22 protein-coding genes are annotated in these 24,143 nt (G+C 65.7%); 7 read left to right on the top strand and 15 right to left on the bottom strand.

Annotation, left to right across the window (positions count from 1 at the left end; genetic code table 11):
• On the top strand, positions 1-1,175 hold a 1,175-nt coding region (locus EOA23_RS14920; protein ID WP_145966429.1), incomplete at its 5' end, for an aromatic amino acid lyase.
• A gap of 64 nt (positions 1,176-1,239) precedes the next feature.
• Here the strand turns inward: EOA23_RS14920 and EOA23_RS14915 are convergent.
• From EOA23_RS14915 to EOA23_RS14850, 14 genes are all read right to left on the bottom strand, one after another.
• Positions 1,240-2,007: an SDR family NAD(P)-dependent oxidoreductase gene (locus EOA23_RS14915; RefSeq protein ID WP_127304676.1), complete on the bottom strand. Its 768-nt coding sequence runs from the start codon at positions 2,005-2,007 to the stop codon at positions 1,240-1,242.
• Positions 2,004-2,969, bottom strand: coding sequence for a sugar kinase (locus tag EOA23_RS14910; RefSeq protein WP_127304675.1), 966 nt, complete (start codon positions 2,967-2,969; stop codon positions 2,004-2,006). Before EOA23_RS14910 ends, EOA23_RS14915 begins: the two co-directional genes overlap by 4 nt.
• 20 nt (positions 2,970-2,989) lie before the next feature.
• Entirely contained in the window at positions 2,990-3,976 is a 987-nt protein-coding gene (locus tag EOA23_RS14905; protein WP_127304674.1) for an ABC transporter permease, read from the bottom strand.
• The gene (locus tag EOA23_RS14900; RefSeq protein ID WP_127304673.1) at positions 3,973-5,004 is read right to left on the bottom strand and encodes an ABC transporter permease; all 1,032 of its coding nucleotides are present in this window, start codon (positions 5,002-5,004) and stop codon (positions 3,973-3,975) included. The genes EOA23_RS14905 and EOA23_RS14900 overlap by 4 nt, the downstream gene beginning before the upstream one ends.
• The gene (locus EOA23_RS14895) at positions 5,001-6,527 is read right to left on the bottom strand and encodes a sugar ABC transporter ATP-binding protein (protein WP_189341612.1); all 1,527 of its coding nucleotides are present in this window, start codon (positions 6,525-6,527) and stop codon (positions 5,001-5,003) included. Before EOA23_RS14895 ends, EOA23_RS14900 begins: the two co-directional genes overlap by 4 nt.
• A 68-nt stretch (positions 6,528-6,595) precedes the next feature.
• Positions 6,596-7,585: a sugar ABC transporter substrate-binding protein gene (locus tag EOA23_RS14890; RefSeq protein ID WP_127304672.1), complete on the bottom strand. Its 990-nt coding sequence runs from the start codon at positions 7,583-7,585 to the stop codon at positions 6,596-6,598.
• A gap of 117 nt (positions 7,586-7,702) precedes the next feature.
• Positions 7,703-8,362, bottom strand: a complete 660-nt coding sequence (locus EOA23_RS14885; RefSeq protein WP_127304671.1) for an L-fuculose-phosphate aldolase — start codon at positions 8,360-8,362, stop codon at positions 7,703-7,705.
• Positions 8,363-8,389: 27 nt separating this feature from the next.
• Entirely contained in the window at positions 8,390-9,166 is a 777-nt protein-coding gene (locus EOA23_RS14880) for a glucose 1-dehydrogenase (protein WP_127304670.1), read from the bottom strand.
• A 200-nt stretch (positions 9,167-9,366) separates the two neighbouring features.
• On the bottom strand, positions 9,367-10,221 hold the full coding sequence (locus EOA23_RS14875; RefSeq protein WP_127304669.1) for a GntR family transcriptional regulator: 855 nt from the start codon (positions 10,219-10,221) through the stop codon (positions 9,367-9,369).
• A gap of 52 nt (positions 10,222-10,273) precedes the next feature.
• Positions 10,274-11,512, bottom strand: coding sequence for an MFS transporter (locus EOA23_RS14870; RefSeq protein ID WP_127304668.1), 1,239 nt, complete (start codon positions 11,510-11,512; stop codon positions 10,274-10,276).
• Positions 11,509-11,961, bottom strand: coding sequence for a MaoC family dehydratase (locus EOA23_RS14865; protein WP_127304667.1), 453 nt, complete (start codon positions 11,959-11,961; stop codon positions 11,509-11,511). The genes EOA23_RS14870 and EOA23_RS14865 overlap by 4 nt, the downstream gene beginning before the upstream one ends.
• Entirely contained in the window at positions 11,958-12,398 is a 441-nt protein-coding gene (locus EOA23_RS14860) for a zinc ribbon domain-containing protein (RefSeq protein ID WP_127304666.1), read from the bottom strand. Before EOA23_RS14860 ends, EOA23_RS14865 begins: the two co-directional genes overlap by 4 nt.
• A complete protein-coding gene (locus EOA23_RS14855; RefSeq protein ID WP_127304665.1) occupies positions 12,398-13,549 on the bottom strand; it encodes a thiolase family protein in 1,152 nt (383 codons plus the stop codon). Before EOA23_RS14855 ends, EOA23_RS14860 begins: the two co-directional genes overlap by 1 nt.
• Positions 13,546-15,492 carry an acetoacetate--CoA ligase gene (locus EOA23_RS14850; protein ID WP_127304664.1) on the bottom strand — a complete coding sequence of 649 codons (1,947 nt, stop codon included), beginning with the start codon at positions 15,490-15,492 and terminating at the stop codon, positions 13,546-13,548. Before EOA23_RS14850 ends, EOA23_RS14855 begins: the two co-directional genes overlap by 4 nt.
• A gap of 134 nt (positions 15,493-15,626) precedes the next feature.
• Here EOA23_RS14850 and EOA23_RS14845 point away from each other — a divergent pair, with 134 nt between their 5' ends.
• From EOA23_RS14845 to adhP, 6 genes are all read left to right on the top strand, one after another.
• Entirely contained in the window at positions 15,627-16,802 is a 1,176-nt protein-coding gene (locus EOA23_RS14845) for an acetyl-CoA C-acetyltransferase (protein WP_127304663.1), read from the top strand.
• A 176-nt stretch (positions 16,803-16,978) separates the two neighbouring features.
• Positions 16,979-17,158: a hypothetical protein gene (locus tag EOA23_RS14840; RefSeq protein ID WP_127304662.1), complete on the top strand. Its 180-nt coding sequence runs from the start codon at positions 16,979-16,981 to the stop codon at positions 17,156-17,158.
• Positions 17,155-18,222, top strand: a complete 1,068-nt coding sequence (locus tag EOA23_RS14835; protein WP_127304661.1) for an HlyD family efflux transporter periplasmic adaptor subunit — start codon at positions 17,155-17,157, stop codon at positions 18,220-18,222. Before EOA23_RS14840 ends, EOA23_RS14835 begins: the two co-directional genes overlap by 4 nt.
• Complete coding sequence (gene rbbA, locus EOA23_RS14830; protein ID WP_245474169.1) at positions 18,219-20,999, top strand: ribosome-associated ATPase/putative transporter RbbA; 2,781 nt, start codon at positions 18,219-18,221, stop codon at positions 20,997-20,999. Before EOA23_RS14835 ends, rbbA begins: the two co-directional genes overlap by 4 nt.
• Entirely contained in the window at positions 20,999-22,111 is a 1,113-nt protein-coding gene (locus EOA23_RS14825; RefSeq protein ID WP_127304659.1) for an ABC transporter permease, read from the top strand. Before rbbA ends, EOA23_RS14825 begins: the two co-directional genes overlap by 1 nt.
• 26 nt (positions 22,112-22,137) lie before the next feature.
• On the top strand, positions 22,138-23,172 hold the full coding sequence (gene adhP / locus EOA23_RS14820; protein ID WP_127304658.1) for an alcohol dehydrogenase AdhP: 1,035 nt from the start codon (positions 22,138-22,140) through the stop codon (positions 23,170-23,172).
• A gap of 151 nt (positions 23,173-23,323) precedes the next feature.
• Here adhP and EOA23_RS14815 read toward each other — a convergent pair.
• The coding region (locus EOA23_RS14815) for an ATP-binding cassette domain-containing protein (protein WP_127304657.1) at positions 23,324-24,143 on the bottom strand (820 nt) is incomplete at its 5' end.

The following is a 24,143-nucleotide window of genomic DNA, read 5'->3' as shown; positions in this document are numbered from 1 at the left end:
GCGGTATGGCGGCGGGCGGCACCGGCACCTCGGAGGGCGTGGCGCTCGGACTGCTCGCGGCGCTCAACGCCGGCGTCCATCCGGTCATTCCGAGCTGGGGATCGGTGGGCGCCGCGGACCTCGCGCCGCTCGGCCATCTGGCGCGGGCGCTGCGCGGCGACGGTGAGAGCGAGTATCAAGGCAGGATCATGCCATCGGCCGAAGCGCTGAAGCTCGCCGGGCTCGAGCCGCTCGACCTGCGCGAGAAGGACGGCCACGCCATCATCGTCGCCAACAGCCTTTCGACCGGAACGGCGTGCCTCGCGCTTGAGGAGGTCGCCTGCCTGATCGACTGGTCGCTGGCGGCTGTCGCGCTCAACTACGAAGCGTTCCGCGCATCGCTCAAGGCCATCGACGAGGATGCGCTTGCGGCCCGGCCGGCCTTCGGCCAAGTCGAGATCGGCGCGCGGCTCAGGGCCGAGCTTTCCGGCTCCGGGCTGTGGCACGACAACGCCGCGCGGCGCCTGCAGGATCCGCTTAGCTTCCGCTGCGTGCCGCAAGTATGGGGCGGCCTGCTGCATGCCTATGAGCAGGCGAAACTGGCGACCGAGATCGAGCTCGGCCACTCCGGCGACAATCCGGTCATCCTGCCCGAGGTCGAGCGCGTAATCTCCAACGGTAATTTCGACCTGACCGCCTTCACGCTGACGTGGGAAAATCTCGGCCAGGCGCTGGCGCATTGCGCGGTCGGCACCGCCAATCGCTCGATGAAGCTGATGTCGCCGACGGTGGCGGAGCTGCCGCGCTTCCTGTCGGCCAGGGGCGGCAGCCGCCAGGGCTATGCGGAACTGCAGAAGCCGGTCGCCGCGCTCGAAGCCGAGATCCGGCACCTCGCCAATCCGATGTCGCTCAGCCCGCTCGCGATCTCGGACGGCGTCGAGGACCAGTCGTCGATGGCGCCGCGCATCGTGGCCAAGACAGCGGGAATCATCGAGCGCCTGCGCTATCTGGTGGCGATGGAGCTGATCTTCGCCGCCACCGGCGTGGAGTTGCGCGGCGTGCTGGACTCGATGGGCGAAGGCCCGCGGCGCAGCTATGAAGCCGTGCGGGCGCTCGTCGCCCCGCTCGACGACGACCGCGAGATGAGCGCCGACATGGCGCGGGTGGCGCGCATGGTGTCGGGGCCGCGGCTGTAGAGCGGCAGAGAGATCCGCTACGACCACTGCATCGGTCGGCGCGGACGATCTCGTCGGATGCTCGTCAGTGGTAGTAGATACCGCCGTCGACGTTCAACGCCTGGCCGGTAACGAAGGCCGACAGGTCCGAGGCGAAGAACAGCACCGGTCCGATGATATCCTCCGGCGCGCCGAGGCGCTTCAGCGCCGCGACGTCCTCCCAATGGCGGATCGCGGCTTCGCTTCCCAGATTGTTCTTGCCCATCTCGGTCAGGATGATGCCGGGGCAGATCGCGTTGACGGTGACGCCGTCCATGCCTACCTCCTGCGCCAGAACGCGGGTGAGCGTGATCACCACCGCCTTGGTCGCCGCATAGTGGCCTTGCGTCGGCACGCCTTGCCGGCCGGCGATCGAGGCGATGTTGATCACCCTGCCCGACTTCCTGGCACGCATATGCGGCAGCACCGCCTGGCACATCATCAGCACGCCCTTGGCGTTGACGTCGAAATGCGCGTCCCAATTGGCCTCGTCGAGATCCTGCAGCAGGCTGGGCTTGAGGATACCGGCATTGTTGACCAGCACGTCGATGCTGCCCGCCGCTTGAAGCAACGCCTGCGCGGTCGCCTCGACGTCCTTCTTCTTGCTGACGTCCATCTTGTAGACATAGGCCTTGCGGCCCGCAGCCTCGATCTCGCCCTTGGTCACGTCGAGCTCCGCTGCCTGCGACGGCAGATCGGTGATGGCGACATTGAAGCCCGCTTCGGCGAGCCCCTTGGCGAGCGCCCTGCCGATGCCGCGGCTGGCGCCGGTTACGAGAGCCGTCTTGCCCTTGGCCTCAGGAAGAATGGTCATGCTGCTTCCACCTTTGATGTCTTGACCGGGAGCGAATTCATCGCCGCGACCGTGTCGTCGAATGAAACGAGTTTGCCGTCGGAGCCGAGACCCATCGCCACCTTGGCGGCGACCGCGCTGGCAAAGCGCGCGGACTGTTTCAGGTCCCAGCCTTTGACGATGCCGACGATGATGCCGGCGGTGAAGGAATCGCCGCAGCCCGTGGTGTCGAACACCTCGACCTCGAAAGCCGGCAGACGGAAATCCTCGCCATGTTCGGGCGAGACATGAACGCCGTCGGCGCCCAGCGTGATGATGCAGTTCTTCACGCCCCTCGCCTTGAAGAAGGCCGCGACGCGGGCCGGATCGCGGTCATGCGCCATCTCGCCGGCTTCGTCGATACTCGGCACGAAATAGTCGATGTAGGGAAGGCACGGCTCGACCAGTTTCCACGTCTCCGGCGTCGCCTGGATGAGATCGAAGGTGGTGACGCGCCCAAGCTCCTTGGCGCGCTTCAACAGCCTGATGGTCGGTTCGCCGTCGAAGCGCCTCAGGAGCCCGGTGCCGCCGACATGGACGACCGTCGCGTCCAGCGCGGCGTCGAGATCGGCGTCGGCGACCTCGAACAAGGTGGCGGTGCCCGGCACATGCAATGCCGGCCGCTCGCCGTTCGGCCGCACCGGCAGGATGGTGGACGAGGTCTGGACGCTGCCGTCGCGCCGAACGAGGCTCGTCTCCAGGCCGTATTTCTTCAGCTTGGCGAGGAACCAGTCGCCCATGTCGTCGAGCCCAAGCGTCGTGACGGCGCGCGTCTTAAGGCCGAGGATGGCGCAATCCATGCCGGTGGCACCCGCCGTGCCGGCAACCGTCATGCGGATCTCCTCGATATAGTCGGCGCGGCCGCCTTCGGGGATACGCGAGACCGGCCGTCCGAGGATGTCGAGGACGTAGAAGCCGATCGAGCTGACGTCAAATTGGGGCATGGGTAAGAGACCTTTCGAATTCAATGGGCGGCGCGGCGCAGGCCGAAGCTCGCGGCCAGCACCAGGAAGACGAGCACGCCAATGCCGACCTGCTGCCAGTAGAAATTCCAGCCGACCAAAAGCAGGCCGTTCTTGACGATGGCGAGCAGCAGCACGCCGAGCAGCGTGCCGATGACCGAAGGCTTGCGCTCGCGGCTGAGCGTTGTGCCGATGAAGGTGGCGCCGATAGCGTCGAGCAGGAAGGCATTGCCGGAGAGCGGCACGTAGGACTTCACCGTCGCCGACAAGAGGATGCCGGTGACGCCGGCAAGCAGCGCGCACAGAACATGCACCATCGACAATTCGCGCGGAACGCGGATGCCGGAATACCAGGCCACGCCCGGCTGCGCGCCCATCGCCTGGACATAGCGGCCGAAGACCGAGCGATGCAGCAGGACATGAACCGCGACGACAAGGACGATCAGCACGATGACCGGCGTCGGTATGCCGAACAGAGCGGTGCGGGCGATGGCGTTGAACTGGTCGGCTGCATAGCCGCTCGTCAGATAAATCGGCTGGCCGCCGCTGGTGGCGAGTTGCTGCGTGCTCTGACCGATGAAGAGCACGCCGAGCGTCGCCAGGAAGGGACTGATGTTGAGCCTGGTGATGAGGATGGCATTCAGCACGCCCACGATCAGCGCGGCGCCGAGTCCGCCAGCGACGCCGACGATGCCGCTGTAGCCGGCGGCGAGAAGCATGACGAAGATCATGCTTGCCATGTCGACCGAGACGCCGACCGAGAGATCGATGCCGCCCGACGAGATGACGATGGTGAGGCCGAGCGCCACGATCGCCAGCATGACGACATTGTTGACCAGCACGTTGAAGAGGTTGGCCGGCGTGAGAAAAGTCGGGCTCGCCACCGAAAAGAAGATGACGATGGCCGCGAAGGCGATGAGCACGCTGTATTTGGCGAGGAAGCCGCGCAGGCTCACCTTGGCGGTGGTGTCATTGGCCGAGACGCTCATCGCGAACCCTCTGAACCGCGGGCAAAGGATGTGATCGCCACCACCAGCAGGATCAGCGCGCCCTGCACGCCGTTGACCCAGTAGCTGGAGACGTTGAGCAGTTGGAAGCCGTTCGCGAGCAGGCCGATGAACAGCACGCTGAGCAGCGTGCCGCCCACGGTCGGCACGAAGCGGCGCGAGAAGACGGTGCCAAGCAGCGCCGCCGCCAGCACCGACAGAAGCAGCTCGCCGGAGCCGGGCGTGCTGGCCGACAGACGCGAGACGGTGAGGATGCTCGCCACCGCCGCGCAGAAGCCGCTCAGCACATAGGTGAACGACACATAGAACGGCACGCTGATGCCCGCCGCGCGCGCCGCCTCGGGATGCCCGCCCACGGCGTAGAGCCGCAGCCCGAACGCGGTGCCATGGACGATCGCGATCATGATCGCCGAGAAGACGATCAGCGCCCAGGCCAGCGCCGAGATGCCGAGAAAGCTGCCCGAGACCAGCAGGCCGAGCAGCGGGGAGGATGCGCCGACGACCGTGTTCTGGGTGAGCGTGAGTTCCATGCCGGCCGCGACGTTGAGCACGGCAAGCGTTGCGAGCAGCGGCAGGATGCCGAGGCCGACCACGGCAACGGCGTTCAGCGCGCCGACCGCCGTGCCGACGGCGATGGCGGCGAGCACCGAGAGGAAGTCGCCATAGCCCATCGACAGCAGCGTCGCATAGACGGCGGCGCAGAGCCCCATATTGGCGGCAATCGAAAGGTCGATGCCGCCTTCGGTGACGTCGGAACCGCCGCCGATGATGACGGCCGTCATGCCATAGGCGAGCACGCCGAGGATCGCCGACTGCTCGACGACATTGATCAGGTTGAAGGTCGAGGTGAAGCCCGGCGCGAAGACGACGAAATAGGCCATGATCGCGGCGAAGGCGGCGATGGCGCCAAGCCGCACGACGAGCGCGCCGAAGCGGCGGCCGGCGCTTTTGGCGGCGGCCTGCTTTTCGTCGGAAACACCAACGTCTGTGTGGAGGACAGTCGCGCTCATGCGGCCACTCCATCGATGGTCGAGCGCGCGCCGGACGAAGCCGCCAGCAGCGCGTCGCTGTTCATCGCAGGGCCGGAGAAGCTGCCGGCGAGCCTGCCGCGATAGACGACCAGCACGCGGTCGCAGACGCCGACCAGTTCGAGCAGGTCGGAAGATAGAAGCAGGATCGCCGCGCCCTCACCCGCCAGGCGGTTCAGGAGGTTGTAGATCTCGACCTTGGCGCCGACATCGACGGCCACGGTCGGTTCATCCAGCACATAGACGCGCGACTGGCAGCTCAGCCATTTGGCGATAGCCACCTTCTGCTGGTTGCCGCCGGAGAGCTCGCGCACCAGCGCGTCGCGATGCGGTGTCTTGATCGACAGTTCCTTGATCAGGCCGTCCACCGCTTGGTTCTCAGCGCCACGGCTGACCATGCCAGTCCGCGAATAACGGCGCAGGCTGGCCAAGGAGATGTTCTCACGCACAGACAGGCCAAGCGCCACGCCATGCGCGCGCCGGTCTTCCGGCAGCATGGCGATGCCGTCACGCACCGCTTTGACCGGCGTCGACAGCGACAGCTCCCTGCCCTCGACCTTGACCTGGCCGCCATCGGCAGTCTTGAGGCCGAACAGGCACTGGACGATCTCCTTGGCGCCGGAGCCGAGCAGGCCGGTGAGACCGACGATCTCGCCGGCGCGCACATTGAAGCCGATGTTCTCGAAGCTGCCGCCAAGCCGCAGGTTTGAAACCTCCAGCACCGGTGCGCCAAGCTCGACCGAGCGTTTCGGAAACATCTCGCCGACATTGCGGGCGATCATCATCGCGATGATCTCGTCGATCGGCGTCTGCCGCGGATCGACCGTGCCGACATCGGTGCCGTTGCGCATCACGGTGACGCGGTCGCAGAGCTTTTCGATCTCCTGCATGTAGTGGGAGATGAAGACGACGGCGATGCCGTCGTCGCGCAGCCGGCGCAGCACGTCGAACAGGCTGTCGACCTCGCGCTTGACGAGCGCCGCCGTCGGCTCGTCGAGCACCAGCACAGATGCCTTCTGTGCCAAGGCGCGGGTGATCTGCACGACCTTCTGCTGCGCCGTGGTGAGGTCTTTCACAAGCGTTCCGGCCGGCAGTTCCATGCCGAAGAAGCGCTTCAGCAGGTCCGCGGCCCTGCGCTCCATGGCGCGGCGGCTAACGAACGGGCCAAGGCCGATCTCATGGCCGAGGAACACCGCCTCGCCGACCGTCGCGGTCGGCACCAGCAGCCGGTCCTGGTGGATGAAATGCACGCCGAGCTTTTCGACCGAAGCCGGCGTCAGCGCGCTGACGGTCTCGCCATTGATAACGATCGCGCCGCTGTCCGGCTTGATGATGCCGGCCAGCACCTTGATGATGGTCGACTTGCCGGCGCCGTTCTGGCCGACAAGGCCGAGGATCGAGCCGCGCGCGATCTCGATGTTCGCGTTTTCCAAGGCGCGTACCGGACCGAACCGTTTCGAAATGCCTGTCATCGATACAGCAATGTCACGCTTTGCTGTCTGCATGGCCGTCAATCCTGGTTGGATGTGACGGGCAGCCACATGGGCGCGGCTGCCCGTCGTTTCGTTCCGTCCTATTTAACGCCAGCCTTCTCGGCGGCGTCGAGGAACGGCTTTCCTTTTTCGGCGGCATTTTCCTTGTTGATCAGCACCGAAGGCACGAAAGTGAAGGGCGGCACCTTCTGCCCGGCCAGATATTTCGCGGCATTGTCGACCGAGGTCTTGCCGATCTCATAGGGCTGCTGCGCCGCGACCGCGCCGGCCGACGACTTCGGATCCATCACCATCTTGATGACTTCCGGGCTGCCGTCGATGCCGTAGGTCTTGACCTCGTTGCGGCCGGCGGCTTCGACCGCCTGGGTGGCGCCGATCTGCGGCACGTCCCAGCAGGCCCAGACCGCGCCGATCGACCCCTTCTCGGGCGACTTGGTCAGCATGTCGGTGACGTTGGAATAGGCGCTCTGCACCGTGTTCGGAATGACGTCGCGCAGCTCGGGCTCGACGATCTTCACATCCGGGAACGAGGTCAGCACATATTTCAGCTGGTCGTAGCGGATCTTGCAGACCGGCACGCTGTAGAAGCCGTTGAACACCAGCACATTGCCCTTGCCGCCCATGTCGGCAACCATCTGCAGCGCGATCTCGGCGCCGATATTGTAGTTGTTGGAGGTGGTGTTGTTGATGGCGTGCGGCGTCGCCGTATCGACCGTGAACAGCGGGATGCCGGCGTCGCGGATCTTCTGCAGCCAGGGGTTCAGCACTTCGAGATTGCCGAGCTGCTCGATGATGGCGTCGGGTTTCTGCGCGATCAGCGTCTGCAGTTGCGCGATCTGCTGCTGGTCCTTCCGGCCAGCGTCGAGCGCGATGACTTCACCGCCGAGCTCCTTGACGCGGTCCTGGATGCCTTTGAAGGCCATCAGGTCCCAATAATGGTCGGTGCCGATCGCCGAGACGCCGATGCGCTTGCCCTTGAGCGACAGTTCCTCGGCCGTCGCGCCGGAGATCGCGGCAAGGCTGCAGGCCGCCGCCAACCCCAAAGCGAGCGCCTTGACGAGGCCTTTCATTGAATTCCTCATTTCATTTCCTCCCTTGTTGATCGCTCCAGGCCTTCCCGGAGGATATGCGAAACAGTCAGTTGCTGCTCCAGCCCCTTGTTGGTCGCTTCGGGCAGAGCCCTCCGCTCAGGCAGCGGCGTCATTGTCGCGCAGGCCGTAGCTCGCCATACGCTTGATGACGTTTTCGATCTCCTCGTCGGACAGGATCGGCGGCTCGCCGATCTGCAGGGCGCCGTGATACTGGCGCGCCAGCGTCTCGACCTCGACGGCCAGCCACATCGCCTGGGCGAGGCTCGACCCGACGGCGATCATGCCATGCTGGGCAAGCAGGCAGGCCTTGCGGCCGCGCAACGCCTCCACCGCGTGCGCCGAAAGCTCCGCCGTGCCGAAGGTGGCGTAGGGTGCGCAACGAATGTCGCTGCCGCCGGCGACCGCGACCATGTAATGGATGGCCGGTATCTTCCGACCCATGATAGCGATCGTCGTGCAGTAGGTCGGATGCGCGTGGACGACCGCGTTGACCTCGGGCCGCGCCTTCATGATGTCGAGATGGAAGCGCCATTCGCTGGACGGCGGCAGGCGTCCGTCGACCTCGCCGTCCCAGCCCATGAAGACGATGTCCTCGGGCACCAGCGTGTCATAGGGCGTGCTCGTCGGCGAGATCAGCATGCCCTCGCCATGGCGGCAGCTGATGTTGCCTGATGTGCCCTGGTTGATGCCGAGTGCGTTCATCTCGATACAGGCGTCGATGATGGCCTGGCGCACATCTCGGTCCGAAACGGTCATGCGATATTCCAATCCTTGCTCAGTCCGTCACCAGGCCGTGTAGCCGCCATCGATCGACAGGATCGCACCCGTCACGTAGCTCGAGGCCGGCGACGCGAGGAACAGGATCGCCGAAGCGATCTCCTGCGGCGTGCCCAGCCGGCCCATCGGCGTCATGTCGATCCAGGTGTTGAAGAGTTCGGGACGCTCGCGCATCTTCAGCGTCATCTCGGTGCCGACATAGCCCGGCGCCAGCGCGTTGACGCGCACGCCTGACTTCGCCCACTCGACCGCAAGCGCCTTGGTCATCATGTGCACGGCGCCCTTGCTCACCATGTAGGAGGGCGCCGTCTGCGGACGGTTGATGATCAGGCCCGACATGGAACCCAGATTGACGATGGAGCCCTTCTTGCGGGCGATCATCGAACGGCCGAAAGCGCGCGAGGCCCAGTAGACGCCGTTGACGTTGACATCCATCACCAGGCGCCATTCTTCGTCCGGCGTGTCGAGCGCGGTGTTGAGGCGCGCGATGCCGGCGCTGTTGACCAGGATATCGACCTGGCCGAAATCCGCGACGACTGCGGTTGCCATCGCCTCGACGGCTTGTGGATCGGTAACGTTCAACACGCGGCCATCGACGCTCGCGACGCCACCGGCCTTGAGCGCTTCGGCTGCGGTTTTCACCCCATCCGCATTCATGTCGAGCAGGATGACACTCGCGCCGCAAGTCCCCAGCGCCTTGCCGGCCTCGAGACCGATGCCGCTGGCGCCGCCGGTGACGACGGCAACCTCGCCCGTCAGGTCGAAATGCGACCGGTAATCCATGCACGTCCTCCATCAGGACAAGCTTGCGCGCGGGCAAAACGCTGCCCTCGCCGCCGAAGCAGCGCCGCAAGCCGAGGGTCCTGATAATGCCTCCGGGGTCAGGCTCCTCCCGACCCCATGACAGGGACGTTACAGAAGCTTCCCGGGTCCGTCAATCTGGTTATAACCAGAAAACGGAATCTTTTTTGGATGTGCGCAATTCAGGTGCGGTCGACACCGTTCACCGTCGCCGATGGCTGCTCGACCGCCATGTGAATGCGGGCAACGGAGGAGTTGTAGAAGGCCTCGTAATATTCCAGCGCGGCGCCGTCGGAATCATAGGCGATCGACTCGATCTCGATCAGCGGCGTGTTGGCGGCGACACCCATCTCATCGGCCTCTTCCTTGGTGGGAAGCGCGGCACGCAGCCAGCGGTCGGCACGCTTCACCGTCAGGCCGAAGACGGCGCGGATGGTGCCGAAGATCGACTGGTTTTCCGACAGGATGTTCTCCAGCCCCGGCACCCGATGCCCCGGCAGGCTGATGCGCGTCATGGTGATCGGCGTGCCGTCGGTCATGTAGACGCGGCTGATCCGGACAACGCTGCCATTGGCGGGAATGCCGAAGACCTTGGACTCCTTCTCGCTCGGCGGGCAGCGGTAGATCTCCAGCGTGCGGGTCGAGACCTTGTGGCCCTTGGCGGTCAAATCGTCGAACACGCCGAGGTTGGCGGTCATGAAGTCGACATGCTCGCGGGGAGCGGCGACGAACATGCCCTTGCGCGGCATCTTGATGATGCGGCCTTCATTGGAGAGCGATCCGATCGCGGCGCGCACGACGGGACGAGAGACGCCGAAGAAATCGCAGAGCGCCTGTTCGGACGGAATGCGGGAATTGGCGGCCAGCAGGCCCGTGTTGATCGCTTCCTCGACCTGGTTGCGCAACTGCACCCAGAGCGGGGCCGCCTCGTCGCGGTTGAGCTGGACTTTCGAGCCGATCGAGCGGAACGCCGCGGCCGCCTCGGCATCTTCCTGATCGTAACGAGGACGCCCGCGCGTTCTGGTTGCCTGTTCCATTCGGGTCCCGCCGCAAATCATTTGCCGCGACTCAGAAAGCGGCAGCGCCTCCCTAGCGGAGGCCGCCCGCCATTTTCACGCTCTCCGGTAAGTTTCGCAACCATAGCATGGCGGCGGCCCCCAGAAGCGGTCCGGGAACCAGGAGCAGGAAGGCCCAGCGCCACCCGCCGATGAAGTCGGCGAAGCGTGGCGTCAGCCAGATGGCGAGCACCGTCAGCGCGAAACCGGCGCCGAGCTGCACCGACAGAGCGGTGCCGACAAAGCGGCGGTCGGTAAGCTCGGTGACGGCGACGGAGAACTGCGCCGAATCACCGATCACCGAAACGCCCCAGACGATCGCCACCAGCATGAACAGCCAGAGCGGTCCGGTGAACAGAAAGCCCATCAGCAGCGCGCAGCTTCCCGAGACGAGCATCATGCCGGCGGTGGTGGCGGTGCGGCCGATGCGGTCCGACAGATAGCCGCCGAGCAGACAACCGAGGATGCCGGAGGCGACGACAAGGAAAGTCGCGAGCGAGGCGGTGGCGGCGGTTCCGATCGCCTGCGCCTCGAAGGCGGCGCGCGTATAGGCAAGCACCCAGGCCCACATGGCGTAGAGCTCCCACATGTGGCCGAGATAGCCGAGATTGGCGAGGAGCAGCGGCTTTTCGCGAAACACCTGGCCGATGCGCGAGGGCTCGAAGATAGCCTTGCCGAAGGGATAGGGCCCTTCCTTCGCGAACAGCAGGAAGAGCAGCGCGCCCGCAGCGGTGGCCAAGCTTGCCGCGGCAACCACCGGACGCCAGTCGAGCACGGTCGAGACGGCTCGGAAGAGATGCGGCAGCGCCGATCCGACTGTCAGCGCGCCGATGACCGCGCCGAGCGCCAGTCCCCGGTCGCGTGTGAACCAGGTGGCGACCAGCTTCAGCGCCGGCGGGTAGACCCCGGCAAGCGCGGCGCCGGTGACGATGCGCGCGGCGATTATCCCGCCAGGCCCCGGATGAAGCAGCAAGGTTGCGTTGGCTAGAGCGGCGACGAGGGCCGCCGCTGCCATCAGGCGGCTCAGCCGCACAAGGTCGGGCAGATTGACCAGGCTCGCCGCCAGCGCGCCGATCACGAAACCGACCTGGACGCCATTGGTCAGCCAGGCCTCGGCGCTCGCGCCCAGCGCCAGCTCCTGCTTCAGCTCGGGAAGGATCGCGGTCGCCGAGAACCAGGTGGTCAGCGACAGGACGACCGCCAGGCACAGCAGCGACAGCACGCGCCAGCGCTCGCCGTCGGCCGCCATGCCAAGCCGGCCGACCGTACTCATGCGCCTTGCAGCGGAACGGTGAACACCGTGGCCGTACCGGTGAGGCAAAGCTCGCCCTGGCCGTTGCGCACGCTGGTCTCGATCTTGCAAATCGGCTTGTCGGGGCGCACTTCCTTGACCTCCACGCGTCCGGTGATCTCCTCGTCAACGCCAACGGCCTTGACGAACTTCCAGGCGACTTCGAGGAACACGGTTCCGGGGCCAGGCAGATCCTCGGCGACCAGCGCATTGAGGATGCCGGAGGTGACGCCGCCCTGGACGATCAGCTTGCCGAACACCGACTTCTCGGCCAGCGCGCGGTCATAATGCAGCGGGTTGCGGTCGCCGGTGATGTCGGTAAACGCCTCGATGTCGCTCATGCGCGTGCGCCGCGTGCGCTCGGCAAAGGCGCCGACCTGGGGGCGGCCCTTCACGACACCCAACCAACCGTCTTTCGTCTCGGTGCTCATTTCGGCTTCTCCTCTGCTCCGGGTTCGACTGGTTTGAAGGCCGGCAGGACGCGACCGCCGATGGCGGTCGGCGCAAGATGCAGCATGGCCCCGACCTGTAGCGGCCGTGTGCCGGGCAGGATGAAGCTCAGCATCGTCGGGCCTTCGGCCAATTCGATCAGGCCGACCACATAGGGTGCCGCCGGCAGCCAGCCGGGATGGCCGGGCTTATGCACCTCGGAAAAGGATTTGAGCCGTCCCCTGGCCGATGCGTCTTTCCAGAGCAGGCGCCTGCTCCAGCAATGCGGGCAGATCGGGCGCGGATAGAAGACGGCCTTGCCGCACTCCTCGCAGTGCTGGATGGCCAGCCGGCCCTCGGCGGCGGCGTCCCAGAACGGCCTGGTCAGCGCGGTGATCGTCGGGCCGGGGGTTTGCAGCGTGTTGAGATCGACGGACATCAGGCGGCTCCCAGCACCAGCGCAGTCGCTTCGCTCATTGTCGCGCCATTGCCGGTGACCAGTGCGAGCCCGGCCTTGCCGATCTGGCGTTCTCCCGCCTCGCCGCGCAACTGGCGCACCGCCTCGACGATATGAGTCATGCCGCCGGCAAGGTCGGGCTGGCCGAAGCCGAGCTGGCCGCCATGCGTGTTGAGCGGCTTGTTGCCTTTATGCGAAAGGTCATGGTCGTTGAGCCACGCGCCGAACGCGCCCGGCGCGCAGAGGCCGGCATCCTCGATCGTCGTCGCTACCATGATCGTGTAGCAGTCGTAGAGCGACAGAAGGTCCATCTCATCGGCCCGCGTGCCGGACTGTTGGAAGGCCCGCGCCATGGCGTTCTTCAGCGGACCGGAGGTGAGACTCGGTGCCTGGCTGACCGCGCGGTGCGTCACCTTCTCGCCGGCGCCGAGCAGATGGACAGGCGGCCTGCGCAACGACCGCGCGCGTTCGGCCGAGGTGACGACCACCGCTTCGCCGCCGGCGACCGGCATGACGATTTCGAGGAGATGCAGCGGCGAGGCGATCATCGGCGAGGCCAGCACCGCTTCGACATCGGCCGGCTTACCATGGAAGATGGCGTCGGGATTGAGCTGGGCATTGGCCCTGGCGGCTGCGGCGATCAGCGCGAAATCACGCGCGGTAGAGCCGTATTCCGCCATATGCGCCTGCATCAGCAGCGCATAGGAGATGTTGGCGCCCGAGGCGCCGAAAGGCACGTCGAACTCGCGGATCGGATTGCGGTTGGGCGAGCGTGGCGCAACCTCCTCGCGGTTGTTGGCGAGCACGCACAGCACCGCCTCGCACATGCCGGCCTCGATCGCGGTGGCCGCGCGCCAGACCATGCCTGCGCCGGACGCGCCGCCGAGGTCGACGACATTGGCCATGGTCGGCGCGAGGCCCAAATATTCGGCGATCGTCGCGGGAACATGCTGCGGCGTCTCGCCGACCTGCGGCCCGACCAGCAGCCCATCGATAGCCGCCGGCTCCAGCCCGGCGTCGAGCACCGCCAGGCGGGAGACCTCGGCGATCATCTCAAGCGTCGTCACGCCGCTGGTCAGGCGCTGCGGCTTCAACTCGCCGATGCCGACGATCGCTCCCTTTGCCCGGCTCATGCCGCCTTGCTCCGGTCGAGCGCGCGGTATTCCTCGAGGCAGGCCGGATTGGCGAGCGAAGCCATGTTCTTGACCGGCTTGCCTTCGAGCGTGGTGCGGGCGGCGCCCTCGACGCGCTTGCCGTTCAGCGTATAGGGCACGGCCTGCACCGCGTGGATTCGATGCGGCACGTGACGGGGCGAGGCGCCTTCGCGGATCGCTTTGCGAATTCGCCCGGCAAGCTCGGGGCTCAGCGCATAACCGTCATTGAGCTTGACGCAGAGCACGATCTCCTCGTCGCCTTCGATGGGTGCGCCGAAGACCAGGCAATCCTCGATCTCGGCAAAATTCTCGCAGGCCGCGTAGATTTCCGCCGTGCCGATCCGCACGCCGCCGGGCTTCAGCGTCGTGTCCGAGCGGCCGTGGATGACGCCAGAGCCGTAAGCCGTCATCTCGGCGAGGTCGCCATGTGTCCAGATCTCGCGGCGCGCAGCAAAATAGGTGGCGTGGTAACGCGCATCGCCATCCTTGCCCCAGAAGGTCAGCGGCATGGACGGGAACGGCTCGGTGCAGACGAGATCGCCCTGCCGGCCGATGACCGGCGCGTTACGCTCGTCCATGACGCCGACGGCGAGACCGAGCCCTTTCACGGTCAACTCGCCACGCCGCACAGGATGGATCGGCGATCCCAGCAGGAAGCAGCCGATGATCTCGGTGCCGCCGGAGATCGAAGCGAAGATAATGTCGCGCTTCACATGATCGTAGATCCAGTCGAACTGCCCGGGTGAGACGGGCGCACCGGCCGACAGCAGCGAACGCAGCGACGAGAGATCATGCAGGCGTCCCGGCGCGTAGCCTTCGGCGGCAAGTGTCGCCAGATATTTGGGACTGGTGCCGAAATGCGTGACCTTGGCGCGCTCCGCCATCGTCCAGAGCGGACTGGGGTCGAGGCCATCGGCCGATTTCAGGATCGGCGCGCCGTCATAGAGCACCACGCTCGCGCCGCAGGCCAGACCTGAGATCAGCCAGTGATACATCATCCAGGCGGTGTTGGTGTACCAGCTCATGACGTCGCCCGGGCGGACGTCGCCGTGGAGCAGGTGCTCCTTCAGGTGCTGGAGCAGCACGCCGCCGGCGCGATGGACGATCGCCTTCGGCGCGCCTGTCGTGCCGGAGGTGTAGAGCACATAGGCCGGGTGATCGAAGGGCACGCGGTTGAAGGAGAGTGGAGCGTCGCTGCCGAAATCCTCGAACGAAATGCAATCCGCCGCGCAATCCGGCTTGGCGCCCAGTTCGCCGGTCAACACCAGCGTCGTCACCGTCGGCATCGCGGCGACGATCTCGGCCAGCCTGCCGGAGATGTCGTGCTCCTTGCCCGCATAGCGGTAGCGCGGCGCGGCGAACAGCACCTTGACGCCGATCTGGCCGAGGCGGTCGACGATCGCGGCGGCGCCGAAATCCGGCGAGCAGGACGACCAGATGGCGCCGACGGAGAGCGTCGCCAGAAGCGCGACGAGGCCCTCGACGCGATTGGGCAGGATACCACCAACGCAATCGCCCTTGCCGACGCCGGCCGCGCGCAGGCCATGCGCCGTCCTGGCGACGAGCCGGCGCAATTCGCCCAGTGTGATGGTCTGGAAACGGCCGCTCTCGTCGGCCTCGATGAGAGCAACCCTCGCCTCGTCGCCGCGCAGCAGGTTTTCCGCGAGATTGAGTGTCGCTTCCGGCAGGAAGCGACTCCCGGTCATCGGCGTATTGTCGTCGCGCAGGAAGGCGATCGTGCCCGGATGGCCAATGACCTCGGCGAAATCCCACAGCGCCCGCCAGAAGGCGCCGGGATCGCCGATCGACCAGCGATGCAGCGTCTCGTAGTCGCGCGGATCGAAGCCGTTGGCCATCGAAAAACGCGCAAGATTGGACGATTGGAACGCGGCCGGCGCCGGCGTCCAAAGCATGGATGACATGGATTTCCTCCCGCAATGCAGGCCGGGCTCTTTGCCGCGACCTTGCCTGCCGATGCATTTCATGATTATTGGTTATAACCAGAATGTCAAGCGGCGACCCCGCCTCTGTGGGTCGCACGTGCGGAGGAACGGACATGGACGCCGTTTATATCGTTGCCGCGAAGCGGACCCCCATCGGCAAGCTGAACGGCGCTTTCGCCAGTCTGTCGGCGGCGGAGCTGGGGGCGCAGCTTATCCAGGCGATGCTGGCCGAAACGCAGCTTGCGCCCGATGCCGTCGGCGAGGTGATCATTGGCCAGGTGCTGACCGGCGGCGCCGGGCAGAACCCCGCCCGGCAGGCTGCTCTCAAGGCCGGCCTGCCGGTCGGCGTGCCCGCCATGACAGTCAACAAGGTCTGCGGCGCCGGGCAGAAGTCGATCCATCTCGCCGCCCAGGCCATTCGCTGCGGCGACGCCGATTGCGTGGTCGCCGGCGGACAGGATTCGATGACCTCGGCGCCGCATTTCATTTCCGGCGTCCGTGGCGGCATCCGCATGGGAGACCGCACGGTCAAGGATTCCATGATCACCGACGGGCTATGGGACGCCTTCCATCAGGTGCATATGGGCGTCACTGCCGAAGCGCTGGCGCAGCGCTACCAGATCACCCGCGAGGAACAGGACAGGTTCGCGCTGCGCTCGCAGGAGAAGGCGGACGCCGCCATCAAGGCTGGCGGGTTCGACGACGAGATCGTCCCCGTATCGATCAAGGCCAGGCAAGGCGATGTCGTCATCGAGCGTGACGAGCATCCCAACCCCTCCACCACCATGGAAAGCCTTGGCCGGCTGAGACCGGTCTTCGATGCGGCGGGGACGGTCACGGCCGGCAACTCATCCGGTCTCAATGACGGCGCCGCGGCGGTGCTTGTGATGTCGGAGGCGCGGATGAAGGAACTCGGCCTGACGCCCCTCGTCCGCATCGCCTCTTATGCCTCTGCCGGCGTCGAGCCTATGGACATGGGCCTCGGTCCGGTCGCGGCCTCGCGGCGCGCGCTCGACAAAGCCGGCTGGCGCGCGGCCGACCTCGACGTGATGGAGATCAACGAAGCCTTCGCCGCGCAGGCCAGCGCGGTCAATCGCGAGATGGGCTGGAACGAGGACACCATCAATATGAGCGGCGGCGCCATCGCGCTTGGCCATCCGCTGGCCGGCTCCGGCTGCCGCATCGTGGTGACGCTGCTCCACGAGATGGTCCGGCGTGGAGCGAAGAAGGGCCTGGCCTCGCTCTGCATCGGCGGCGGCCAGGGTGTCGCAATCTGCCTGGAGCGGTAAGTCCGGGCAATCATCGCGGCCGGGGCCGCTAAATGCTGCTCTCCGACCTCGTGTTCATCACTACTCCCGGCGCTCACAGCGGACCCTCCTCCCAGAATTGATATCGATCAAGGTCGCTGCAGCCGGTCTCTGTTTTGGTCGCGCCAACTTGGCAACCTGAACGGAGTTCCCCTGACATGGACGGCATTACCTTAAGCGCCGAACAGATCGGCGCCTGGCGGCGGGAGATTGCCTCGGCAAGGTTTCTTCCCTTCTCCGCTTCGGGGCCGCTGTCTCCGGCATCGGTTTATGCCGAAGGGTCGTCCGTGACGCCAGCCGAACCGGACGGGTCGCGCAACGCAGGAGGCCGGCTATGAAGGTTTCCCCGCGGTGGCTGATCCTTGGCGCCCTGATCGCCATCGGAGCGGCCGGCTACTATGCGTGGCAGCGCTCCAAGGACGGGCAACTGCCGGAAGGCATCGCCAGCGGCAACGGCCGCATCGAGGCGGTCGAAATCGACGTCTCGACGAAGGCGGCGGGGCGGATCAGGGAAATCCTTGTCGGCGAAGGCGATTTCGTCAAGGCAGGCCAGGTGCTTGCCCGCATGGACACAGCGCAGCTCGAGGCGCAGCGCCGTCAGGCCGAAGCGCAGTTTCAGCGCGCCACCATCGGGGTCGAGACCGCTGGCAGCCTGGTGACGCAGCGCGAGGCTGAAAAAACGGCGGCCGCCGCTGTCGTCGCGCAGCGCGAAGCCGAGCTCGACGCCGCCGATCGGACCCTGGCGCGCTCGCAGCAGCTTGCGGTCAACAACACCGTCTCCCAGCAGGTCCTGGACAACGACCGCGCGGCCGAGCAGAGCGCGAAAGCCGCCGTCGCCGCGGCGCAGGCCCAGCTCGCCGCCAGTGAAGCGGCCATCAACGCCGCGCGGGCGCAGGTGGTCGATGCCAAGGCCGCGGTCGATGCGGCGCAGGCCGCGATCGAAAGCATCGACGCCGATATCGGCGACGCCACGCTGGCGTCGCCGCGCGACGGGCGCATCCAGTTCCGCGTGGCGGAGCCCGGAGAGGTGCTGGCGGGCGGCGGGCGCGTGCTCAACCTCGTCGACCTCGGCGATGTCTACATGACCTTCTTCCTGTCGACCGCGCAGGCCGGGCGCGTCGCGATCGGCTCGGATGTGCGCCTCGTGCTCGACGCGGCGCCGCAATACATCATCCCCGCCAAGGTGACGTTCGTCGCGGACGTCGCGCAGTTCACGCCCAAGACGGTCGAAACGGAGGAGGAGCGCCTGAAACTCATGTTCCGGATCAAGGCGCACATCGCACCGGAGCTGCTCTGCAAATACATCCAGCAGGTGAAGACCGGCCTGCCCGGCGTGGCCTATGTGCGGCTCGATCCGCAGGCCGGATGGCCGGCGAGCCTCAAGGGAAAGCTCGTGCAATGAATGCGCGGCCGGACGCCGGCGCGTCCCTTCCGTCAAGCTACGTGGCGCGGCTGGAGAATGTCGGCCACGCTTACGGAGGGGTCAGGGCTCTCGATGCCATAACGCTCGATTTCCCGGCCGGCCGCATGGTCGGCCTGATCGGGCCGGACGGCGTCGGCAAATCCAGCCTGCTTTCCCTGATTGCCGGAGCGCGGACGATCCAGCAGGGGCATGTCGAGGTGCTGGGCGGCGACATGGCCGATCTCGGCCACCGGCAGAGCGCCTACCCCAGGATCGCCTACATGCCGCAAGGCCTGGGCAAGAACCTCTATCCGACGCTGTCGGTCTTCGACAACATCGATTTCTTCGGCCGCCTGTTCGGGCATGATCGGCGCGAGCGCGAGCGCCGCACCGGCGAGCTTCTGAAGCGAACGGGGCTGGCGCCTTTCGCCGAGCGGCAGGCCGGAAAGCTTTCAGGCGGCATGAAGCAGAAGCTCGGCCTGTGCTGCGCCCTCATCCACGATCCGGACCTCCTGATCCTGGACGAGCCGACCACCGGCGTCGATCCGTTGTCGCGCCGCCAGTTCTGGGAACTGATCGGCGAGATCCGCAAGGGTCGCGAGGGCATGAGCGTCATCATCGCCACGGCCTATATGGAAGAGGCCGCGCGCTTCGACTGGCTGGTGGCCATGGACGCGGGCCGCGTGCTCGCCTCCGGAACCCCGGCCGACCTGCTCGAAAGAACCGGCGCGCCCGACCTGGACGCCGCCTTCATAGCCCTTCTCCCGCCGGAGAAGCGGGACAGCCAAGAGGCTGTGGTGATCCCTCCGCGGTCCGCCGGCGCCGACAGCGAACTTGCCATCGAAGCCGAACACCTCACCATGCGCTTCGGCGATTTCACCGCCGTCGACGACGTGAGCTTCCGTATTGGCCGCGGCGAGATCTTCGGCTTCCTCGGATCGAACGGCTGCGGCAAGACGACCACGATGAAGATGCTGACCGGGCTGCTCGAGCCGTCCGAGGGCAAGGCACGGCTGTTCGGGCGCGAGATCGACCCCCGCGACATCGATGTGCGGCGGCGCGTCGGCTACATGTCGCAAGGATTCTCGCTCTATTCTGAGCTGACGGTCCGGCAGAATCTCGAGCTCCATGCCCGCCTCTTCGGCATGGCCGATGCGGCGATCCCGCCCCGGGTCGAGGAGGTCGCGCAGCAATTCGGCCTCGCCGACAATGTCGACACGCTTCCCGAAGCGCTCCCGCTCGGCATCCGCCAGCGGCTGTCGCTGGCTGTGGCGATGATCCATTCTCCGGAGATACTGATCCTCGACGAGCCGACCTCCGGCGTCGACCCCGTTGCCCGCGACGGGTTCTGGCGGATTCTTGCCGACCTCTCGCGCAAGCGGAACGTGACGATCTTCGTGTCCACGCATTTCATGAACGAGGCGGAACGCTGCGACCGCATCTCGCTCATGCATGCCGGCAGGGTCCTCGTCAGCGACACGCCTGCCGCAATCGTCAAAAGCCGGTCGGCGGCAACGCTGGAGGAAGCCTTCGTCGGATATCTCGAGCAGGCGACAGGCACGCAGGCAGAAACGCCGAGCGTGACGGCCGGGACAATGCCGGTCCCGGAAGCGCCGGCCAGTCGCCGCGAGAGGAGCGGCACAGGCCGTTCCTTCGATTTGCGCCGCATGTTCGCCTACACGAGGCGCGAGGCGCTTGAACTCTTGCGCGATCCGATCCGGGCCACGCTGGCGACCGTCGGCAGCCTCATCCTGATGTTCGTCGTCGGCTACGGCATCAACATGGACGTCGAAAACCTCTCCTTCGCCGTCCTCGATCACGACGACACGACGATCAGCCGGGACTATGTGCTGCAGATCGCCGGCTCGCGCTATTTCACCGAGAAGGCGCCGATCACCGACTATGCCGATCTCGACCGGCGCATGGAGGACGGGGAACTCAGCCTCGCGATCGAAATCCCGCCCGGTTTCGGGCGCGACCTCGCGCGCGGCCGCGACGTTACGATCGGCGCCTGGATCGACGGCGCCATGCCGACACGGGCCGAAACCGTGCAAGGCTATGTTTCGGGAATGCATGCCGGCTGGCTGACGCAGAAGGCGCGTGAACTCTATGGTGACGCCGCCACCGCCAGCGCCTTCCAGCTCGACATCCGCTACCGCTACAATCCCGACGTCCGCAGTCTCGATGCCATCGTTCCGGCGGTAATCCCGATGCTTCTGCTGCTGATCCCGGCAATGCTGGCCGTGCTCAGCGTGGTGCGGGAGAAGGAGCTCGGCTCCATCATCAATTTCTACGTCACGCCCGTCACCCGGCTGGAGTTCCTGATCGGCAAGCAGATTCCGTATGTCGCTCTCGCGATGCTCAACTTCGTGCTGCTGACGGGATTCGCCGTCTTCCTCTTCGGCGTGCCGCTGACCGGCAGCCTTCCGGCTTTCGCCGCCGCCGCGCTTGTCTATGTCACGGCCACGACGGCCATGGGGCTTTTCCTGTCGACCTTCATGAGCAGCCAGATCGCGGCGATCTTCGGAACCGCGCTGATCACCATGATCCCCGCCACCCAATATTCGGGCATGATCGACCCGGTGTCGTCGCTCCAGGGCGTGGGCGCATTCGTCGGCCGGATCTATCCGACCACCTATTTCGTGACGATCTCGCGCGGCGTCTTTTCCAAGGCGCTCAGCTTTGCCGACCTGTCCGGCGCGTTCGTGCCGATGCTCGTCGCCATTCCGGTGCTGCTCGGCCTTGGAGCGGCGTTCTTGAAAAAACAGGCCCGCTGATGCGCATCGCCAACATATACAACCTCGGCATAAAGGAACTGCGCGGTCTCCTGCGGGACCCGATGATGCTCGTGCTTATCGTCTATGCCTTCACCGCCGCCATCTACACCGCTTCGAAGGCGATGCCCGAGACGCTCAATCACGCTCCGATCGCCATCGTCGATGAGGATCAGTCGCCGGTCTCGTCGCGCATCGTCACGGCATTTTATCCGCCCTACTTCACCGCGCCTTTGCTCATCTCCCACCCGGAGATGGACAGCCGCATGGATTCAGGCATGGATACTTTCGCGCTGGATATTCCACCGAACTTCCAGCGTGACCTTCTGGCCGGCCGCTCGTCAACGGTTCAGCTCAACATCGACGCCACCCGGATGTCGCAGGCCTTTACCGGCGGAGGCTATATCCAGTCGATCGTTTCGGGAGAAGTGAACGAATTCCTCGACCACTATCGGTCCAAGGCCTCCCTGCCCGTCGACCTCGACCTGCGGGCGCGCTTCAACCCCGAACTCAACAAGGGCTGGTTCGGCGCCATCACCAATGCCATCTCCTCGATCACGATGCTGTCTATCGTGCTCACCGGCGCAGCGCTGATCCGCGAGCGCGAGCACGGGACGATCGAGCATCTTCTGGTGATGCCGGTCACCCCGTTCGAGATCATGACGAGCAAGATCTGGTCGATGGGCATTGTCGTGCTCGTGGCGTCCGGTCTTGCACTCGTCGTCGTCATCCAGGGGCTGCTGTCGGTCCCCATCAACGGATCGATCCCGCTCTTCATGGTAGGCGCGGCCCTCGACATCGTCGCCATGACCTGCCTCGGGATCTTCCTCGCCACGGTCGCCGGGTCCATGCCGCAATTCGGTCTGCTGCTGATGATGGTGCTCCTGCCCCTGCAGGTGCTGTCCGGCGGCGTCACGCCGCGCGAGAGCATGCCCCTTCCCATCCAGGCCATCATGTTCACCGCGCCCAACACGCATTTCGTCATGCTGGCACAGGCGGTGCTGTTCCGCGGCGCGGGCCTCGATGTCGTGTGGCCGCAGCTCGCGGCGCTGCTTGTCATCAGCACGTTCCTGTTTGCGTTCTCGCTGCGGCGCTTCCGACAGTTCCTGAAATAGGACCCACCCACACCCAGGAGTATTCCATGCCCAAGACTATGAAAGCAGCCGTCGTTCGCCAGTTCGGCCAGCCGCTCGTGATCGAAGAGGTTCAGGTGCCGACGCCCGGAGCCGGCCAGATCCTCGTCAAGATCGCGGCCACCGGCGTGTGCCACACCGATCTGCACGCCGCCGAAGGCGATTGGCCGGTGAAGCCCAGGCCGCCCTTCATTCCCGGCCATGAGGGGGTCGGGCATGTCGTGGCGGTTGGATCGGGCGTCAAGCACGTCAAGGAAGGCGATCGCGTCGGCGTGCCCTGGCTCTATACCGCCTGCGGCCACTGCAGACATTGCCTCGGCGGATGGGAGACGCTTTGCGAGGAGCAGCAGAACACCGGTTATTCGGTGAACGGCAGCTTTGCCGAATACGTCCTTGCCGATCCCGATTATGTCGGCCATCTGCCGGGCAACATATCGTTCACGGAGATCGCGCCGATCCTGTGCGCGGGCGTCACCGTCTACAAGGGCCTCAAGGTCACGGACACCAAGCCTGGTGACTGGGTGGTGATCTCGGGTATCGGCGGGCTCGGCCACCTGGCGGTTCAATACGCGAAGGCGATGGGGCTGAACGTCATTGCGGTCGACATCGACGATGCGAAGCTCGACCTCGCCAAACGCCTCGGCGCCGCGCTGGCCGTCAACGCCCGCCAGGCCGATCCCGCCGCCTTCGTCAAGAAGGAGGTCGGCGGCGCCCAGGGGGTTCTTGTCACCGCCGTGTCGCCGAAAGCCTTCGAGCAGGCGCTCGGAATGGTCGGCCGCGGAGGAACGGTGTCGCTCAATGGTCTGCCGCCTGGCGATTTCCCGCTGTCGATCTTCGATACCGTGCTCAACGGCGTGACCGTCCGCGGTTCGATCGTCGGGACACGGCTCGACCTGCAGGAAGCACTGGACTTTGCGGGGGACGGCAAGGTCAAGGCGACAATCGAGACCGAAAGGCTCGAGAACATCAACGACATCTTCTCCCGCATGCACAAGGGCGACATCCAGGGCCGCATCGTCATTGATTATGAGAAGCAGGCCTGAGGCGCCGCGGCTGTAACCCTCGGAACGCGAGCTCAGCCGGCCCAGTCGGCTGAGCTGGTTCGGCCGCCATTGGTCGCGCGCGATCCGGCCGAGTGCACCCATTCGCGGCCTCGGGCGCTTAGACGCGAACTCCACGGGCGAGCAGTTCCCCCTACCCTCTGACGAGTTCGTCCTGATTTATCCTCATGCCACTTCGCGCGTCGAAAAGGTGGACCTTCGAAACCATCACCTCCAACCCAACCTCTTGATCGGGCTTGAACGGCGGCTGATCACGAACTTCGGCCACGAGCTCGACCCCACTTGTCCTCAACGTCAGTTCCTGAGCCTCTCCTGTCGGCTCCACCACCTGGACGCTTGCCCTCGCGTGATCGCCCCCGACGACGATGTGCTGGGGACGTATCCCGTAAATCACCTCTTGTGCGCCGTGGAACTCCAGACCTTTTGGCAATGGCAGGCGGAGGCCTGAACCGGCTTCGAACGCGCCGTTGTCGACGCGACCTTCGATGAGATTCATTTCCGGGGAGCCGATAAAGCCCGCGACGAACAGATTGGCCGGTCTCTCGTAGAGTTCGGAAGGGGTGCCGATCTGTTCGATGCGGCCCTTGTTCAGGACCACGATGCGGTCGGCGAGCGTCATCGCCTCGGTCTGGTCATGCGTGACGTAGATGCTGGTGCGGCCGAGCCGCTGGTGCAGCTTCTTGATCTCGGCACGCATCTTCACGCGCAGCTTGGCGTCGAGATTGCTGAGCGGCTCGTCGAACAGGAAGGCCGAGGGCGCGCGCACGATCGCGCGACCCATGGCGACACGCTGGCGCTGGCCGCCGGACAGCTGACGCGGCATGCGGCCAAGCAGGTCCTGCAGACCGAGGATTTCGGCAGCCGCCTTCACCCTGGAGACGATCTCCTCCCTGGGAACCTTGGCCAGCCGAAGCGCGAAGCTCATATTGTCGGCCACGCTCATATGCGGATAG

The sequence above is a fragment of the Mesorhizobium sp. M2A.F.Ca.ET.042.01.1.1 genome (genome assembly GCF_003997405.1).
Lineage (GTDB): Bacteria > Pseudomonadota > Alphaproteobacteria > Rhizobiales > Rhizobiaceae > Mesorhizobium.
Note: the sequence above shows the minus strand (reverse complement) of the source record. Positions and strands in the feature narration are given on the sequence as shown.

Coding starts and splice junctions, on each gene's coding strand:
- EOA23_RS14915 (WP_127304676.1), bottom strand. CDS start 2,007: ATGACCATTCTTCCTGAGGCCAAGGGCAAGACGGCTCTCGTAACCGGC.
- EOA23_RS14910 (WP_127304675.1), bottom strand. CDS start 2,969: ATGCCCCAATTTGACGTCAGCTCGATCGGCTTCTACGTCCTCGACATC.
- EOA23_RS14905 (WP_127304674.1), bottom strand. CDS start 3,976: ATGAGCGTCTCGGCCAATGACACCACCGCCAAGGTGAGCCTGCGCGGC.
- EOA23_RS14900 (WP_127304673.1), bottom strand. CDS start 5,004: ATGAGCGCGACTGTCCTCCACACAGACGTTGGTGTTTCCGACGAAAAG.
- EOA23_RS14895 (WP_189341612.1), bottom strand. CDS start 6,527: ATGCAGACAGCAAAGCGTGACATTGCTGTATCGATGACAGGCATTTCG.
- EOA23_RS14890 (WP_127304672.1), bottom strand. CDS start 7,585: ATGAAAGGCCTCGTCAAGGCGCTCGCTTTGGGGTTGGCGGCGGCCTGC.
- EOA23_RS14885 (WP_127304671.1), bottom strand. CDS start 8,362: ATGACCGTTTCGGACCGAGATGTGCGCCAGGCCATCATCGACGCCTGT.
- EOA23_RS14880 (WP_127304670.1), bottom strand. CDS start 9,166: ATGGATTACCGGTCGCATTTCGACCTGACGGGCGAGGTTGCCGTCGTC.
- EOA23_RS14875 (WP_127304669.1), bottom strand. CDS start 10,221: ATGGAACAGGCAACCAGAACGCGCGGGCGTCCTCGTTACGATCAGGAA.
- EOA23_RS14870 (WP_127304668.1), bottom strand. CDS start 11,512: ATGAGTACGGTCGGCCGGCTTGGCATGGCGGCCGACGGCGAGCGCTGG.
- EOA23_RS14865 (WP_127304667.1), bottom strand. CDS start 11,961: ATGAGCACCGAGACGAAAGACGGTTGGTTGGGTGTCGTGAAGGGCCGC.
- EOA23_RS14860 (WP_127304666.1), bottom strand. CDS start 12,398: ATGTCCGTCGATCTCAACACGCTGCAAACCCCCGGCCCGACGATCACC.
- EOA23_RS14855 (WP_127304665.1), bottom strand. CDS start 13,549: ATGAGCCGGGCAAAGGGAGCGATCGTCGGCATCGGCGAGTTGAAGCCG.
- EOA23_RS14850 (WP_127304664.1), bottom strand. CDS start 15,492: ATGTCATCCATGCTTTGGACGCCGGCGCCGGCCGCGTTCCAATCGTCC.
- EOA23_RS14845 (WP_127304663.1), top strand. CDS start 15,627: ATGGACGCCGTTTATATCGTTGCCGCGAAGCGGACCCCCATCGGCAAG.
- EOA23_RS14840 (WP_127304662.1), top strand. CDS start 16,979: ATGGACGGCATTACCTTAAGCGCCGAACAGATCGGCGCCTGGCGGCGG.
- EOA23_RS14835 (WP_127304661.1), top strand. CDS start 17,155: ATGAAGGTTTCCCCGCGGTGGCTGATCCTTGGCGCCCTGATCGCCATC.
- rbbA (WP_245474169.1), top strand. CDS start 18,219: ATGAATGCGCGGCCGGACGCCGGCGCGTCCCTTCCGTCAAGCTACGTG.
- EOA23_RS14825 (WP_127304659.1), top strand. CDS start 20,999: ATGCGCATCGCCAACATATACAACCTCGGCATAAAGGAACTGCGCGGT.
- adhP (WP_127304658.1), top strand. CDS start 22,138: ATGCCCAAGACTATGAAAGCAGCCGTCGTTCGCCAGTTCGGCCAGCCG.